Annotated in this window: 13 protein-coding genes; 11 read left to right on the top strand and 2 right to left on the bottom strand. The window is 60.3% G+C overall.

What is annotated here, in order from left to right; translation table 11 throughout:
• Positions 1 to 86: 86 nt before the first annotated feature.
• The 7 genes from nusA (at position 87) to AC097P_RS15750 (ending at position 10,002) form a co-directional block, all read left to right on the top strand.
• A complete protein-coding gene (nusA, locus tag AC097P_RS15780; RefSeq protein ID WP_479611385.1) occupies positions 87 to 1,583 on the top strand; it encodes a transcription termination factor NusA in 1,497 nt (498 codons plus the stop codon).
• Positions 1,584 to 1,663: 80 nt separating this feature from the next.
• Positions 1,664 to 4,531, top strand: coding sequence for a translation initiation factor IF-2 (infB, locus tag AC097P_RS15775; protein WP_479611384.1), 2,868 nt, complete (start codon positions 1,664 to 1,666; stop codon positions 4,529 to 4,531).
• 91 nt (positions 4,532 to 4,622) lie between these two features.
• Entirely contained in the window at positions 4,623 to 4,994 is a 372-nt protein-coding gene (gene rbfA / locus AC097P_RS15770) for a 30S ribosome-binding factor RbfA (protein ID WP_479611383.1), read from the top strand.
• Between the two features lie 3 nt (positions 4,995 to 4,997).
• Positions 4,998 to 5,972: a tRNA pseudouridine(55) synthase TruB gene (truB, locus tag AC097P_RS15765; RefSeq protein WP_479611382.1), complete on the top strand. Its 975-nt coding sequence runs from the start codon at positions 4,998 to 5,000 to the stop codon at positions 5,970 to 5,972.
• A gap of 51 nt (positions 5,973 to 6,023) precedes the next feature.
• On the top strand, positions 6,024 to 7,853 hold the full coding sequence (typA, locus tag AC097P_RS15760) for a translational GTPase TypA (RefSeq protein ID WP_479611381.1): 1,830 nt from the start codon (positions 6,024 to 6,026) through the stop codon (positions 7,851 to 7,853).
• A 122-nt stretch (positions 7,854 to 7,975) separates the two neighbouring features.
• Positions 7,976 to 8,860 (top strand): DMT family transporter, encoded by an 885-nt coding sequence (locus AC097P_RS15755; RefSeq protein ID WP_479611380.1) that lies wholly within the window; start codon positions 7,976 to 7,978, stop codon positions 8,858 to 8,860.
• Positions 8,857 to 10,002, top strand: a complete 1,146-nt coding sequence (locus AC097P_RS15750; RefSeq protein ID WP_479611379.1) for an enoyl-CoA hydratase/isomerase family protein — start codon at positions 8,857 to 8,859, stop codon at positions 10,000 to 10,002. The genes AC097P_RS15755 and AC097P_RS15750 overlap by 4 nt, the downstream gene beginning before the upstream one ends.
• A gap of 106 nt (positions 10,003 to 10,108) precedes the next feature.
• Here AC097P_RS15750 and smpB read toward each other — a convergent pair whose 3' ends face one another.
• Positions 10,109 to 10,582, bottom strand: coding sequence for an SsrA-binding protein SmpB (smpB, locus tag AC097P_RS15745; protein WP_479611378.1), 474 nt, complete (start codon positions 10,580 to 10,582; stop codon positions 10,109 to 10,111).
• Positions 10,583 to 10,662: 80 nt separating this feature from the next.
• Between smpB and AC097P_RS15740 the strand changes: the two genes are divergently transcribed.
• Together AC097P_RS15740 and AC097P_RS15735 are read left to right on the top strand one after the other, a co-directional pair.
• Complete coding sequence (locus AC097P_RS15740) at positions 10,663 to 11,106, top strand: type II toxin-antitoxin system RatA family toxin (RefSeq protein WP_479611377.1); 444 nt, start codon at positions 10,663 to 10,665, stop codon at positions 11,104 to 11,106.
• 1 nt (position 11,107) lies between these two features.
• Positions 11,108 to 11,446 carry an RnfH family protein gene (locus AC097P_RS15735; RefSeq protein WP_479611376.1) on the top strand — a complete coding sequence of 113 codons (339 nt, stop codon included), beginning with the start codon at positions 11,108 to 11,110 and terminating at the stop codon, positions 11,444 to 11,446.
• On the opposite strand, the gene AC097P_RS15730 is transcribed toward AC097P_RS15735, so the two are convergent.
• Positions 11,447 to 12,049 carry a DUF4124 domain-containing protein gene (locus tag AC097P_RS15730; protein WP_479611375.1) on the bottom strand — a complete coding sequence of 201 codons (603 nt, stop codon included), beginning with the start codon at positions 12,047 to 12,049 and terminating at the stop codon, positions 11,447 to 11,449.
• Between the two features lie 65 nt (positions 12,050 to 12,114).
• Here AC097P_RS15730 and guaB point away from each other — a divergent pair, with 65 nt between their 5' ends.
• The gene (gene guaB, locus AC097P_RS15725) at positions 12,115 to 13,584 is read left to right on the top strand and encodes an IMP dehydrogenase (RefSeq protein ID WP_479611374.1); all 1,470 of its coding nucleotides are present in this window, start codon (positions 12,115 to 12,117) and stop codon (positions 13,582 to 13,584) included.
• Between the two features lie 37 nt (positions 13,585 to 13,621).
• Positions 13,622 to 14,836 carry an MFS transporter gene (locus tag AC097P_RS15720; RefSeq protein ID WP_479611373.1) on the top strand — a complete coding sequence of 405 codons (1,215 nt, stop codon included), beginning with the start codon at positions 13,622 to 13,624 and terminating at the stop codon, positions 14,834 to 14,836.
• The last annotated feature ends 10 nt before the right edge of the window (positions 14,837 to 14,846 follow it).

Raw genomic sequence — 14,846 nt, 5'->3', positions numbered from 1 at the left:
AAGGGTGGCGGACCTTCCCGGGTTCTGCATCCACAGGGGTTTCAAGTTTTGTATTGGTTAAATCGAGTGTTCAGGAGAGTCATGGCATGAATCGCGAACTGTTGATGCTGGTAGAAGCAATTTCACGTGAAAAGAACGTGGAACGTGATGTGGTGTTGGGCGCTGTGGAAGCAGCCCTGGCCCAAGCGACCAAAAAGCTGTATCCCGGCGACGTGGATATTCGCGTCGCCCTGGACCGCGATAGTGGCAACTACGAAACCTTCCGCCGCTGGCATGTCGTCCCCGATGAGGCTGGCCTGCAATTGCCCGACCAGGAAATTTTGCTGTTTGAAGCCAAAGAGCAAATACCCGACATCGAGTTGGACGAGCACATTGAAGAATCCATACCTTCCGTTCCGATTGGCCGTATTGGCGCCATGGCGGCCAAACAGGTCATTCTGCAAAAGATCCGTGACGCCGAGCGTGAAATGCTGCTCAACGACTTCATGTCGCGCGGCGAAAAGATCTTTGTTGGCACCGTCAAGCGCATGGACAAGGGTGATCTGATTGTCGAGAGCGGACGCGTCGAAGGGCGTCTGCGCCGCAGCGAGATGATCCCCAAGGAAAACCTGCGTACCGGTGACCGCGTGCGCGCCATGATCATGGAAGTGGACCTGACCTTGCGCGGCGCACCCATCGTGTTGTCGCGCTCGAGCCCTGAGTTCATGATCGAGCTGTTCCGCCAGGAAGTGCCCGAAATCGAACAAGGCCTGCTGGAGATCAAATCCTGCGCCCGTGACGCCGGTTCACGCGCCAAGATCGCCGTGCTGTCGCATGACAAGCGCGTGGATCCCATCGGCACCTGCGTCGGCGTGCGAGGCACCCGTGTCAACGGCGTGACCAATGAGCTGGCTGGCGAACGCGTCGACATCGTGTTGTGGAGCGAAGACCCGGCCCAGTTCGTGATTGGCGCCCTGGCCCCGGCCAATGTGTCCAGCATCGTCGTGGACGAAGAACGCCACGCCATGGACGTCGTCGTCGACGAAGAAAACTTGGCGATCGCGATTGGGCGTGGCGGCCAGAACGTGCGTTTGGCGTCTGAGTTGACCGGTTGGCGTATCAATATTTTGGACGCCGCTGAGTCTGCCCAAAAGCAGGCCAGCGAAACCGACCAGGGCCGCAAGCTGTTCATGGAAAAGCTCGATGTGGACGAGGAAATCGCTGACATCCTGATCGCAGAAGGTTTCACCAGCCTGGAAGAAGTGGCCTATGTGCCGCTGCAGGAAATGCTGGAGATTGAAAGCTTCGACGAGGAGACCGTGACCGAGTTGCGCAACCGTGCCAAGAACGCTTTGCTGACCATGGAAATCGCGCATGAAGAGAGCGTAGAAGAAGTGTCGCAAGACCTGCGCGATCTGGAGGGCCTGACGCCCGAATTGATCGGTAAGCTGGCGGACGGTGGCGTGCACACACTCGACGACCTGGCCGATCTGGCGGTTGACGAGCTCACCGATATCACTGGCCAGTCTGCGGACGACGCCAAGACCCTGATCATGAAAGCGCGCGAACATTGGTTTACCGATGAAGCCGCTTCTCAAGAGTAGTGGTTATGTAAATTAAATTTCAGTCATGGCTACCAACTGCGTCTATGCAGTTGGGCTGCCGCCAAAGGTTACACACACAAATGTCCAGTACGACCGTCGCCGAGTTTGCCAACGAACTCAAAAAATCCACTGACACGCTGCTTGAGCAGCTGAAGTCGGCCGGAGTCGCCAAAGCGGCCGCCTCCGATGTCCTGACCGATTCGGACAAGCACAGCTTGCTGAATTTCCTGCAGAGCAGCCACGGCACCGTGAGCCCGGATCGCAAGAAGATTACCCTGGTCAAGAAGCAGACTACGGAAATCAAGCAGGCCGACGCCACAGGTAGAGCCCGCACGATCCAGGTGGAAGTGCGCAAGAAACGTACATTCGTGCGGCGTGATGACGACGTGGCACCGGTGCCTGAGAGTGTGGAACCCCAGGAGTCAGCTGCCGCAGCACCCCTGATCGACAATGCCGAACTGGCGCGTCGCGAAGAGGAAGCCCGCCGCCAGGCCGAGCTGATCCGCCGCCAAGAGGAAGAGCTCGCAGAGAAGCGGCGCAAACGTGAAGCAGAGGAACAACGCCACCGCGAGGCGGATGAGCGCGCTGCAAGCTATGCCGCTGCCGAGCAGGAAAAGAAGAGCCAGGCCACGTTGAGCAAGACCGAGGCCAGCGCGGAGGCCGCTGAAGCAGCCGTCGCACGCGCTGCAGCCCAAGCAGAGGTGCGTGAAAAAGCTGCTGCCGAATCGAAGGCCCGTTCCGAAGAAGAAGCTGCCCGCGCGGTGGACCTCAATGACCGTCGCCGCAAGGCGGAGGCGGAAGCTGCTGCCATCCGTTCGATGATGTCTGCCCCTAAACGGGTGCTGACTGCGAAGAAGCCTGAAGAAGTCAAGCCCGCTGCAGACGCCAAGGCCGGCATGAAAGGCACACTGCACAAGCCGGCAGCAGGCGCTGTCGTTGCCAAGCCCGCCAAACCGGCAGCTGGCGGCCCCGCCAATGCGGCTCCCGGTGCAGGTAAAGAAGTTAAATCCGCCAAGCTGTCCTCCAGCTGGGCTGGTGATCCGGCCAAGAAAAAGGCTATTCCTACCCGCGGCGACACCGGTGCAGGCGCAGGACGCTCTACCAACTGGCGCGCGGGTCCACGTGGCCGCCGAGGCAGCAATGACCGTGACCGCGACCACAACCAGCAGGCATCCGCTCCAGTGGAAGCGCGCGTGTTGGAAGTGCACGTGCCCGAAACCATCACCGTTGCTGAACTGGCTCACAAGATGGCGGTCAAGGCCTCGGAAGTCATCAAGGCGTTGATGAAGATGGGCCAGATGGTCACCATCAACCAGCCGCTGGACCAGGACACCGCGATGATCGTGGTTGAGGAAATGGGCCACAAGGCCGTGGTTGCCGCGTTGGACGATGCCGAAGCGTTTACCGATGACGAAGTGCTGCAGCAGCACGCCGAAGCCTTGCCACGTGCGCCAGTCGTCACCGTCATGGGCCACGTCGACCACGGTAAGACATCGTTGCTGGATTACATCCGCCGCGCTAAGGTGGCATCCGGTGAAGCCGGCGGCATTACCCAGCACATCGGCGCATACCACGTGGAAACACCGCGCGGTGTCGTGTCCTTCCTGGACACCCCGGGTCACGAGGCCTTCTCGGCCATGCGTGCCCGCGGCGCAAACGCGACCGACATCGTGATTCTGGTAGTTGCGGCCGACGACGGCGTGATGCCACAGACAAAGGAAGCCATCAAGCACGCCAAGGCGGCTGGTGTTCCTATCGTCGTGGCCATCAACAAGATCGACAAGCCAGATGCCAACCCCGAGCGTGTGAAAAACGAGCTGGTGGTGGAAGAAGTCATTCCCGAAGAATTCGGTGGTAGTTCACCCTTCGTGTCCGTGTCGGCTAAAACCGGCCAGGGCATCGACGAACTGCTGGAGCAGGTGTTGCTGCAGGCCGAAGTGTTGGAACTCAAGGCACCTGTCGATGCCATGGCCAAGGGCCTGGTGATCGAAGCCCGTTTGGACAAGGGCCGTGGCCCGGTTGCCACCATCCTGGTGCAATCCGGCACGCTGAAGACCGGCGATGTGGTGCTGGCGGGTCAAACCTATGGCCGCGTGCGCGCCATGCTGGACGAGAATGGCAAGTCCATCAAGACGGCAGGCCCTTCGATTCCGGTCGAAATCCAGGGCTTGACCGAAGTGCCGCAGGCCGGTGATGAATTCATGGTGCTGGCCGACGAGCGTCGGGCCCGTGAAATCGCAACCTACCGCGCCGGCAAGTTCCGCAATACCAAGCTGGCCAAGCAACAAGCCGCCAAGCTGGAAAACATGTTCTCCGACGTCAATGCCGGCGAAGTCAAGATGGTTCCGATCATCGTCAAGGCCGACGTGCAGGGTTCACAGGAAGCGCTGGCACAGTCGCTGCTCAAGCTGTCGACCGACGAAGTCAAGGTGCAGATGGTGTACGCCGCGGTGGGCGCCATCAGTGAGTCCGACGTCAACCTGGCGATTGCCGCCAAGGCCGTCATCATCGGCTTCAACACCCGTGCTGACGCAGGTGCCCGCAAACTGGCCGAAAACAACGGTGTGGACATCCGCTACTACGACATCATTTACGACGCTGTGGACGACCTCAAGCTGGCCATGTCTGGCATGTTGACGCCGGACAAGCGCGAAGAAATTCTGGGCACTGCCGAGATCCGTACCGTGTTTGTGGCATCCAAGATCGGCACTGTGGCGGGTTGTATGGTCACCTCTGGCCTGGTCAATCGCACGGCACGTTTCCGCCTGTTGCGCGACAACATGGTGGTCTACACCGGCGAACTGGACTCGCTCAAGCGTGTCAAGGACGATGTGCGCGAAGTCAAGGAAGGTTTCGAGTGCGGTATCAAGCTCAAGAACTACAACGACATCTCTGTCGGTGACCAGTTGGAATTCTTCGAAATCCGCGAAATTGCCCGTACCTTATGAGCCCCCACGCTTGTCACTGCGTGTACTGCGCTGCCCCCCGAGGGGGCTGTCGCCCGCGTTGGGGAGGCCCGGCGGCGTGCGGAGTCTGTGAATGAAGAAAAAGTCTTCCACCCCCCACCGCGGTTTCCGCGTGGCCGATCAGATCCAACGGGATCTGACCGAGCTGATCGCGCGCGAGTTGAAAGACCCACGCGTTGGTATGGTGACCATCCAGGCAGTGGAGGTGACGCCGGACTACGCGCACGCCAAGGTGTTCTTCAGCCTGCTGACCGGGGACCCTGTCGCCTGCGCGGAAGGCTTGAACCAGGCGGCAGGCTTTCTGCGTGCTGGTTTGTTCAAGCGCCTGCACATCCATACTGTACCGACCTTGCACTTCCACTTTGACCGTACGACGGAGCGTGCGGCCGATATGAATGCGCTGATCGCCCAGGCCGTGGCGTCCCGTTCGAAGGACGAGGGCTAGAACATGGTTCAAGCGCCACGTGCACGGGTCACTAGGCGCCCCGTGCATGGGGTGCTGTTGCTGGACAAGCCATTGGGCTGGTCGAGTAACGACGCGCTACAAAAGGTGAAATGGTTGTTGCGGGCAGAAAAGGCAGGTCACACAGGAACGTTGGATCCGCTGGCGACTGGCGTGCTGCCGCTGTGTTTTGGTGCAGCCACCAAGTTCAGCCAGATGCAGCTGGAGGCAGACAAAGAGTACGAAGCAACGGCGCTGTTGGGTAGCAAAACCAGTACCGGCGATGCGGAAGGCGATGTGATTGCGGTGCGGCCCGTCCATGTGGATGCGGCTGATATTGTGCGGGTCGTGCCCCTGTTTACCGGGCCTATTCGCCAGACGCCACCCATGCACAGTGCACTGAAGAAGGATGGCAAAGCGTTGTACGAGTACGCGCGCGCCGGGATTGAAGTCGAGCGGGAGGCTCGCAGCGTGACCATCCACAAGCTGGATGTGGCGCTAGCCCTCGCCAATATTGAACATCCTGCTATCAATATGGTAGTGAAGTGTAGCAAGGGTACGTATATCCGCACCCTGGGTGAAGACATCGGCGAGGCCCTTGGCTGCGGTGCCCACCTGACCCGCTTGCGCCGAACCGCAACCGGTGACTTCACCGCCGCGCAGTGCGTGACGCTGGAGGCGCTGGAGGCAATGAGCGAAGACGAGCGGTTGGCCTGCCTGCTGCCGGTGGATGCGCTGCTGGGGCGCCACACGCCGGTCATGCTGGACAGCGAAAATACGGTTCGGTTTTTGAGCGGCGTGCGCCGTCGCGGAAACTGGCCGGATGCACAGCAGGTGGCGGTGTACAGCGCCGAGCCACACGCTTTGCTGGGCACGGCCCACACTGAGGCAGGAGAGTTGATACCGGGGCGCTTGCTGAGCCCGCTTGAGATTGCACAGTCTCAAACCCAGCAAGCAGACAGCAACAAGGAAGCCGCCTGAGCGCCCGCGGCGTCTGGCAGACAACAGATTCAATCGAGAAAGTAGTGAACCATGAGCAGTAGCAAACAAATCCGCAATATCGCGATCATCGCCCACGTTGACCACGGCAAGACCACCATGGTTGACCAGTTGTTGCGCCAGTCCGGCACCTTTGCCCAGCACGAGAAAATCGTCGACACGGTGATGGACAACAACGCGATCGAAAAAGAGCGTGGCATCACGATCTTGGCCAAGAACTGTGCCGTCAGCTGGGAAGGCACGCACATCAACATCGTCGACACCCCCGGACACGCGGACTTCGGCGGCGAAGTGGAACGTGCGCTGTCGATGGTAGACGGCGTGCTGCTGCTAATCGATGCGCAAGAAGGCCCCATGCCCCAGACCCGCTTCGTGACCAAGAAGGCATTGGCTCTGGGCCTCAAACCCATCGTCGTCGTCAACAAGGTGGACAAGCCCGGCGCCAACCCGGACAAGGTCGTCAACGCGGCGTTCGACCTGTTTGACAAGCTGGGCGCTACTGATGAGCAACTGGATTTCCCTGTGGTCTACGCATCCGGCATCAACGGCTGGTCGTCGCTGGAAGAGGGCGGTCAGGGTGAACAGTGGGGCCCCGACATGTCGGCCCTGTTCAATACCGTTCTGAAACACGTGCCAGCCAACTCCGGTGACCCAGCGGCACCACTGCAGCTGCAAATTTCGGCGCTGGACTTTTCGTCGTTTGTCGGCCGCATCGGCGTTGGACGTATCAGCCAGGGCACGATCAAGCCTGGCATGGACGTGCTGGTTGCCGAAGGTCCGGATGGCAAGTCCATCAAGGGCCGCATCAACCAGGTGCTGACCTTCCAAGGTCTGGACCGTGTGCAAACCCTGGAAGCCGGCCCAGGCGACATCGTGCTGGTCAACGGCATTGAAGACATCGGCATCGGCGTGACAGTCACCGACCCAACCAACCCGGCACCACTGCCGATGCTGAAGGTGGACGAGCCGACGCTGACGATGAATTTCTGCGTCAACACCAGCCCGCTGGCTGGCCGCGAAGGCAAATACGTGACCAGCCGCCAAATCTGGGACCGCCTGCAAAAGGAACTGCAACACAACGTGGCGCTGCGCGTCAGCGAAACCGACGAAGAAGGTATCTTCGAAGTCATGGGCCGGGGCGAATTGCACCTGACCATCTTGCTGGAAAACATGCGCCGCGAAGGCTATGAAATGGCCGTGTCCAAGCCGCGCGTGATGTTCAAGGACATCGACGGCGTCAAGCACGAGCCCATTGAAATGGTGACGGCTGACATCGAAGAAACCCACCAGGGCGGCGTGATGCAGGCACTGGGCGAACGCAAGGGCGAGCTGGTGAACATGGAGCCGGACGGACGCGGCCGTGTCCGCCTGGAATACCGCATCCCGGCCCGTGGCCTGATCGGTTTTACCAACGAATTCTTGAATCTGACCCGCGGATCCGGCCTGATCTCGAATATCTTCGACTGCTACGAGCCACACAAGGGCGACATCGGTGGCCGCAAGAATGGTGTGCTGATCTCCATGGACGCCGGTGAAATCTTCACCTATGCGCTGGGCAAGCTGGACGACCGCGGCCGCATGTTTGTGCGCGCCAATGACCCGGTGTACGAAGGCATGATTGTGGGCATCCACAGCCGTGACAACGACCTGGTCGTCAACGCCACACGTACCAAGCAGCTGACCAACTTCCGCGTGTCCGGCAAGGAAGACGCGATCAAGATCACGCCACCGATCGAATTGACGCTGGAATACGGCGTGGAATTCATCGAGGATGATGAGCTGGTTGAAATCACGCCCAAGAGCGTGCGTCTGCGCAAGCGCCATCTGAGCGAGAGCGATCGAAAACGCGCTTCGCGCTCGTAACCCCCCGAAGCGGCCTAGCGGCCGCCTCCCCCCAGGGGGCGTTACCTGCGGCCCGGCGGAGCCGGTTCCGCTGTAACCCTGGTCGAAGACACCTGCTGCGTGACGTCTCGTCACTTTTAGCTATGAAACTGACACATAACCGGGCTGTGCTGCTGATGGTCATTGTGACCTTCATGTGGTCGACTGCGGGCGTGGTTTCGCGGCACCTGGATGGTGCGCGCAGTTTTGAAGTGACCTTCTGGCGTGCCTTGTTCACGGCAGTGTCGTTGCTGTTCATCTTGCCGCTGATGCGTGGGCGCACGGTCTTTGCCGATATCCGCCACGCTGGCCGTGCATTCTGGATTTCGGGCGTCTGCTGGAGCGTGATGTTTACCGCCTACATGGTGGCGCTGACGCTGACCAGCGTCGCCAATGTGTTGATTACGATGTCGCTGGGCCCGCTGATGACGGCCTTGATTGCACGCATCTTCATTGGCCACCGAATTGCGGCGCGCACCTGGGCCGCCATCGCCGTGGCAGGTTTCGGTATCGCCTACATGTATGCCCCGCAGATCGCCGGCGGCCAGATGCTGGGTACGTTGGTGGCCCTGTGTGTGCCCATTGCCGGCGCCACGAACTGGACGGTCACACAGAATGCAAATGCCCAGGGACAGGACGTGGATCTCGTTCCGGCGGTTTTTGTCGGTGCCGTCATCAGTGCGCTGCTCACGTTGCCACTGGCCTATCCGTTCCAAGCCACATCCCACGATCTGGGCCTGCTGGCCTATTTAGGCGCTTTTCAGTTGGCGATCCCTTGCGTGCTGTCGGTGCTGTGCGCCCGCGTGCTGAAGGCGCCAGAACTGTCGCTGCTGGCCTTGCTGGAGGTGCTGTTCGGCATCCTGCTGGTCTGGGTAGGGGCAGGTGAAACGCCGGGCAGCACGGTGCTGGTCGGCGGAACACTGGTTATCGGTGCCCTGGTTGCCAACGAGCTGCTGGGCTGGAAACAAAGGAGTCATCAAACACCATGAATACCACAACCATCAACACCATTGCTGAAGTCCACACCGCTGTTGCGGGTGGCATAGGCCTGATCACGCTGAACCGCCCCAAGGCGCTGAATGCATTGTCCCTGCCCATGGTGCAAACCCTGCTGGCCACACTGCTGGCTTGGCGCGACGACCCGGCCGTGATCGCGGTTGCCATCCGCGGCAGCAACAAAATCGGTCGACCTGGCACCCCCGAGGCCTTGTTCGGTGGCTTCTGCGCCGGTGGCGATATCCGCTTTTTCCACCAAGCCGCGTTGTCGGGTGACACGGCGCTGGACACGTTTTTCACCGAGGAGTACACGCTCAACCACCTGATCCACAACTTTCCTAAGCCCTATATCGCCTTCATGGATGGGATCGTCATGGGCGGTGGCATGGGGATTAGCCAAGGGGGCAGTCTGCGCATCGTCACAGAAACAACCAAGATGGCCATGCCGGAAACGGGCATTGGCTTGTTCCCGGACGTCGGCGGCGGTTACTTCCTGAGCCGTTGCCCCGGCCATGTCGGGGAGTACCTGGCGCTGACCGGCGACACCATCACCGGCGCCCAAGCCGTGGCATGGGGTCTGGCCGATGTGTGTGTGCCGTCTGCAGCACTGCCAGAGTTGTGGGCTGCGCTGCAAACACAGGGTTCACAGGAAGCTTTGCAGTCCTGGATTGCTACAAATGTAATAGCTGCTTACGCGCAACCCGCGGGGGCTGCAGCCGAATTCGACGTAAAGAATTACGCTGCTTTCGGCCTGGGCGGTATTTCCGCCATCGTCGCCGCACTAGAAGCCTCAGGCACTAAATCGGCACGCGCCATGGCAGCAACCCTGCGCCACCGCAGCCCGCTGATGTTGCACGTGGTGCTGGAGCAGATTCGACGCGCCCGCACGATGACGCTAGCCGACGATCTGCGTATGGAGCGCGACCTGGTGCAGCATTGCTTCTACACAGCCCATTTGGACCGCTCTGGTGTGTCCAGCGAAACGGTAGAGGGCATTCGCGCCCTGGCCATCGACAAAGACCACAAGCCTGTGTGGAACCCCGCGCGTATAGCGGACGTAACGCCGGATATGGTGGCACCATTCTTTGTCAGCCCCTGGCCTGCAGGGAAACACCCGCTGAAAGATCTGGCCTAGGAGTCTGGGAAGAGGCTGGGCACCAGAGCGTTTTGCTCCGTGTCCCCCGCCCGCTGCGCGGGCTCCTCCTTTACCTGCGCAAAACCCCCTGGCGCCCAGCCTCTTCTTAGCGCGCCTTGCTCTTCATAGCACGCTCAACTTCCCGCTTGCCTTCACGGTCCTTGATCGTGTCGCGCTTGTCGTGTTCGGCCTTGCCCTTGGCCAACGCAATCTCGCATTTGACCTTGCCGTCTTTCCAGTGCAGGTTGATTGGCACCAGCGTGTAGCCCTTTTGCTCAACCTTACCAATCAGGCGCTGGATCTGCTCCTTGTGCATCAACAGCTTCTTGGTGCGCACCTTGTCCGGACTGACGTGGCTGGATGCGGTGTGCAAGGGGTTGATCTGCAGGCCGATGATGAACAGCTCGCCACCGCGTATAACCACATAGCCATCGGTCAGCTGGACCTTGCCTTCGCGCAGCGACTTGACCTCCCAGCCTTCCAGCACCAGACCCGCCTCAAAGCGTTCTTCGAAGAAGTAGTTAAACGCAGCTTTTTTGTTGTCGGCAATGCGGGTATTGATCGCGGGTTTTTTGGCCATGGAACTTAAATAGGGGTGACAGACGGGATTGAAAGGTGTGCTTGAGTGCTTGTCTACAATCCCGCGCAGACCTCCATTCTATGAAAACCGTTAACAAGTCCGTTTTAATCTGGTACAGCCCGCGTGAGATGTATGACCTGGTGACCGATGTACAGCGGTATTCCCAATTTCTCCCCTGGTGCGAAGGGGCTCGCATCCTTGAAGAACATGATGGCGGGATGACGGCTGAAGTTGCGATGTCATTTGGTGGCGTGCGCCAAACTTTCACCACGCGCAATGTGCATATCACCGATAGCCAGGTCGACATGGAGCTGCTGGACGGACCGTTTTCGCACCTCGATGGTCAGTGGAATTTCATTCCGTTAGGCGATGGCTCACAGCGCGCCTGCAAGGTCGAGCTGGCCGTCAACTACCGCCTGAACAGCTCCACACTGGGCAAGCTGGCAGCTCCGGCCATCGACCGGATCGCAACGGATCTGGTAGATGCGTTTGTCAAACGCGCCGAACAGGTTTACGGGAGCTGACATGCCGCTGACCATCACCGTCCTGTATTCGGCTGGGCCTAGGCAAGTCGCCGAAGAAATAGTCCAAATGGAGGAGGGCGCTACCGTGGCGCAGGCCTTGCAGCGCAGCGGGCTGGGCGCGAAGTTTCCTGAAGCGGCTTGCGCGACCGTGGGCGTCGGAGTCTGGGGCAAAAAAGCGGAGCTGACGCAGGTGCTGTGCAACCAGGATCGTGTCGAGGTTTACCGCCCTCTGACCGTTGATCCCAAGGTTGCGCGCAGGGAACGTTTTGTCGGTCAGGGTGCCAAGAAGGCCGCGGGCTTGTTTGCCAAGCGCCGCGTGGGAGCCAAGGCGGGGTACTGACTAATTGCAGTCTTTGTTCAGAATAGCCTGTATGCGCTTCATTTCCTCAGCGCGCGCTGCATCGCTCATAATTTCTCGCTCACCTGCAGCGTTAGTGGTCCCCACACGCACGCCGGACTCATACATGGTCTTGGCTTGCTTTGCACGGGCACAACTTTCAATCTTTGCTTTGGTGAACTGTTCTTCAGCAGCCTTGCGTTTGGCGGCTTCTGCATCCAGCGCCTGCTTTTTCTTGGCTTCGAGGTCTTTATCCGTACCCCCTACCTTGGCGCCGGAGGCCGGCGGGGTAGGGTTTGCCGCGACTGGTGCTGAGGCTGCACCCTCTGGCTCGGCAGCCGTCTCTGCGCCCGGTGCGGCGGGCCGCTTCGCACTATTCGGCCGTTTGACGATATTCTTATCCTGTATGTCCGATGGTGGCGCGCGGTCGCTGTAAACCTTGCGTCCGTCCTTGTCCAACCACTGCCACTGGGCCGACGCCGCAAAGCTTAGGCTAGTCAAGGTTATAACCAGTAGTGTTTGAGTCAGTTTCATGGCAGAAGTGTAGCGTTGCACACCGAAGGCGGTGTCAAAATTGTAACGATCGGCGGCATTTATAGAGTTCAACGGTTGTCCCCCACTGATTGGTTGACTTGCACCACGGGTACAATTTCGACATTTGGAGCTTTGACATGCGCCTCCTCGGCAAAGCGCTCACCTTCGACGATGTGTTGTTGGTCCCCGCGTATTCCCAGGTCCTGCCCAAGGACACCTCCCTCGCCACCCGCTTCTCCCGCAACATTGCGCTGAACCTGCCCCTGGTGTCTGCAGCTATGGATACGGTCACTGAAGCCCGTCTCGCAATCGCTATTGCGCAAGAGGGCGGCATGGGCATCGTCCACAAGAATTTGACGGCCGCCGAGCAAGCGGCTCAGGTGTCCAAGGTCAAGCGCTACGAGTCTGGCCTTTTGCGCGACCCGGTCGTTATCACCCCCGACACCACGGTACGCCAAGTCATCGCACTGTCGGAGCAGCTCGGCGTATCGGGCTTCCCGGTCGTGGATGGGGGCAAGGTCGTCGGCATCGTCACCGGGCGCGATCTACGGTTCGAGACCCGTTACGAGCAGACCGTGCGTGAGATCATGACGCCGCGCGAGCGTCTGATCACCGTGCCCGATGGAACCACCCCTGAAGCCGCCAAGGCGCTGCTCAACAAGTTCAAGCTGGAGCGTCTGCTGGTCGTGAACGACGCATTCGAGCTCAAGGGTCTGATCACCGTCAAGGACATCACCAAGCAACTCAACTTTCCCAACGCCGCACGCGATGCCACTGGCCGTTTACGCGTAGGTGCAGCGGTGGGCGTGGGCGAGGGCACCGAAGAGCGTGTTGAAGCGCTGGTCCGCGCAGGAGTAGACGCCATCGTTGTGGACACAGCACACGGCCATAGCAAAGGCGTCATCGACCGCGTGCGCTGGGTCAAGCAGAATTTCCCCCAAGTCGACGTGGTGGGCGGCAATATCGCCACTGGCGCCGCTGCGCTGGCGCTGGTTGAAGCCGGCGCCGATGCAGTGAAGGTGGGCATTGGCCCCGGTTCCATCTGCACCACCCGCATCGTCGCGGGTGTGGGTGTGCCACAGATCATGGCTATCGACAGCGTGGCCACCGCACTCAAGGGCACCGGCGTGCCGTTGATCGGCGACGGCGGCATTCGCTACAGCGGTGACATCTCCAAGGCCATAGCCGCCGGTGCCAGTACCGTGATGATGGGCGGCATGTTTGCCGGTACCGAAGAGGCCCCCGGCGAGGTCATTTTGTTCCAAGGCCGCAGTTACAAGAGCTACCGCGGCATGGGCTCCATCGGCGCCATGCAGCAGGGCAGTGCGGACCGCTACTTCCAGGAATCCAGCACCGGCAACCCGAATGCCGACAAGCTGGTGCCCGAGGGCATTGAAGGCCGCGTGCCCTACAAGGGCTCGATGGTCTCCATCGTGTTCCAGATGGCAGGTGGTATCCGGGCCAGCATGGGCTACTGCGGTTGCGCGACGATCCAGGACATGCAGGACAAGGCTGAGTTTGTAGAAATCACAACCGCCGGCATCCGCGAAAGCCACGTCCACGACGTGCAGATCACCAAAGAGGCCCCCAATTACCGCGCCGACTGACAACTTAGTAGCCACGGCCGAGGGCCGGCCAGCTGCGATGCGCTTCATCATGATCGCCGTGCTGATCGACATGATGTCGATTGGTTTGATGATTCCGGTATTGCCGCACCTGGTCGGCCAGTTCACGCATTCGCAGGGCGACCAAGCCTTCTGGTTTGGGGCCATGATGTTTGCATTCGGCATTGCCAACTTCTTTGGCGCGCCCATTCTTGGGGCACTGTCCGACCGCTATGGGCGTCGCCCGGTGTTGTTGCTCGGCTTTTGCGGCCTGGCCTTCACCTTCTTTATGACGGCTGCGGCCCACAGCCTGTGGTTGCTGGTCGTCGTGCGCCTGATTGGCGGCGCCATGCAGGCGAACATCGCGGTGGCCAACGCCTATGTGGCCGACATTACGCCAGCGCCGGACCGGGCCCGTCGTTTCGGACTGCTGGGAGCCATGATGGGCTTGGGCTTCATCCTCGGGCCCGCCCTGGGCGGCATTCTGGGCGACGTCGATTTGCGCCTTCCGTTTGTGGCCTCCGGTTCACTGGCCGTCATCAACTGGATCTACGGCTACTTTGTGTTACCCGAGAGCTTGCCGCAAGCCAAGCGCAGCGCATTTGAGTGGCGCAAAGCCAACCCCATCGCCTCGTTGATGGGCTTGATCGATCTGCGCGGCATCGGGCCTTTGGTCGCCGTGCTGGCCTTGACCACACTCGCGCAATTCATGCTGCACGCCACCTGGGTGCTCTACACCACGTTCAAGTTTGGCTGGGGCCCGAGAGAGACCGGCTGGTCGCTGATGGTGGTAGGCGTCGTCAGCGTGCTGATGCAGGGCGTGTTGCTGAAACACATACTTAAGCGCATTTCGACGCAACGCCTAGCCGTGATCGGCATGTGCAGCGCCAGCATGGCGTATGTGGCCTACGGTCTAGCAACCGAATCGTGGATGCTGTTTGTCATCATCGTATTGAACATGTTCTCGGCAGCCACCGGCTCCAACCTGCAAAGCATCGTGTCCGGCGCGGCGGACGAGAAAATACAGGGCCGCACACTGGGCGCTGTGTCCTCAGTCAACAGCCTTATGGCGGTGCTGGCGCCCGTGGCTGGTGGCGGCATGCTTGCGCTGGTGTCCGATGCGCCGCGCGGCGATATCCGCCTGGGCCTGCCCTTCTTCGTGGGCGGCCTGATACAAATGCTGGCCCTGGGCCTGGCGGTGTGGCACTTTCAACGCCAGCGCGCGCTGCGGGCTGGCAGCATTTCTCAAGCTTGAATTTTTTCCC

This window comes from Rhodoferax sp. ZS1R8, from assembly GCF_056521325.1.
Note: the sequence above shows the minus strand (reverse complement) of the source record. Positions and strands in the feature narration are given on the sequence as shown.

Coding starts and splice junctions, on each gene's coding strand:
- AC097P_RS15750 (WP_479611379.1), top strand. CDS start 8,857: ATGAATACCACAACCATCAACACCATTGCTGAAGTCCACACCGCTGTT.
- AC097P_RS15735 (WP_479611376.1), top strand. CDS start 11,108: ATGCCGCTGACCATCACCGTCCTGTATTCGGCTGGGCCTAGGCAAGTC.
- guaB (WP_479611374.1), top strand. CDS start 12,115: ATGCGCCTCCTCGGCAAAGCGCTCACCTTCGACGATGTGTTGTTGGTC.
- AC097P_RS15720 (WP_479611373.1), top strand. CDS start 13,622: ATGCGCTTCATCATGATCGCCGTGCTGATCGACATGATGTCGATTGGT.
- typA (WP_479611381.1), top strand. CDS start 6,024: ATGAGCAGTAGCAAACAAATCCGCAATATCGCGATCATCGCCCACGTT.
- AC097P_RS15740 (WP_479611377.1), top strand. CDS start 10,663: ATGAAAACCGTTAACAAGTCCGTTTTAATCTGGTACAGCCCGCGTGAG.
- nusA (WP_479611385.1), top strand. CDS start 87: ATGAATCGCGAACTGTTGATGCTGGTAGAAGCAATTTCACGTGAAAAG.
- AC097P_RS15755 (WP_479611380.1), top strand. CDS start 7,976: ATGAAACTGACACATAACCGGGCTGTGCTGCTGATGGTCATTGTGACC.
- infB (WP_479611384.1), top strand. CDS start 1,664: ATGTCCAGTACGACCGTCGCCGAGTTTGCCAACGAACTCAAAAAATCC.
- smpB (WP_479611378.1), bottom strand. CDS start 10,582: ATGGCCAAAAAACCCGCGATCAATACCCGCATTGCCGACAACAAAAAA.
- rbfA (WP_479611383.1), top strand. CDS start 4,623: ATGAAGAAAAAGTCTTCCACCCCCCACCGCGGTTTCCGCGTGGCCGAT.
- truB (WP_479611382.1), top strand. CDS start 4,998: ATGGTTCAAGCGCCACGTGCACGGGTCACTAGGCGCCCCGTGCATGGG.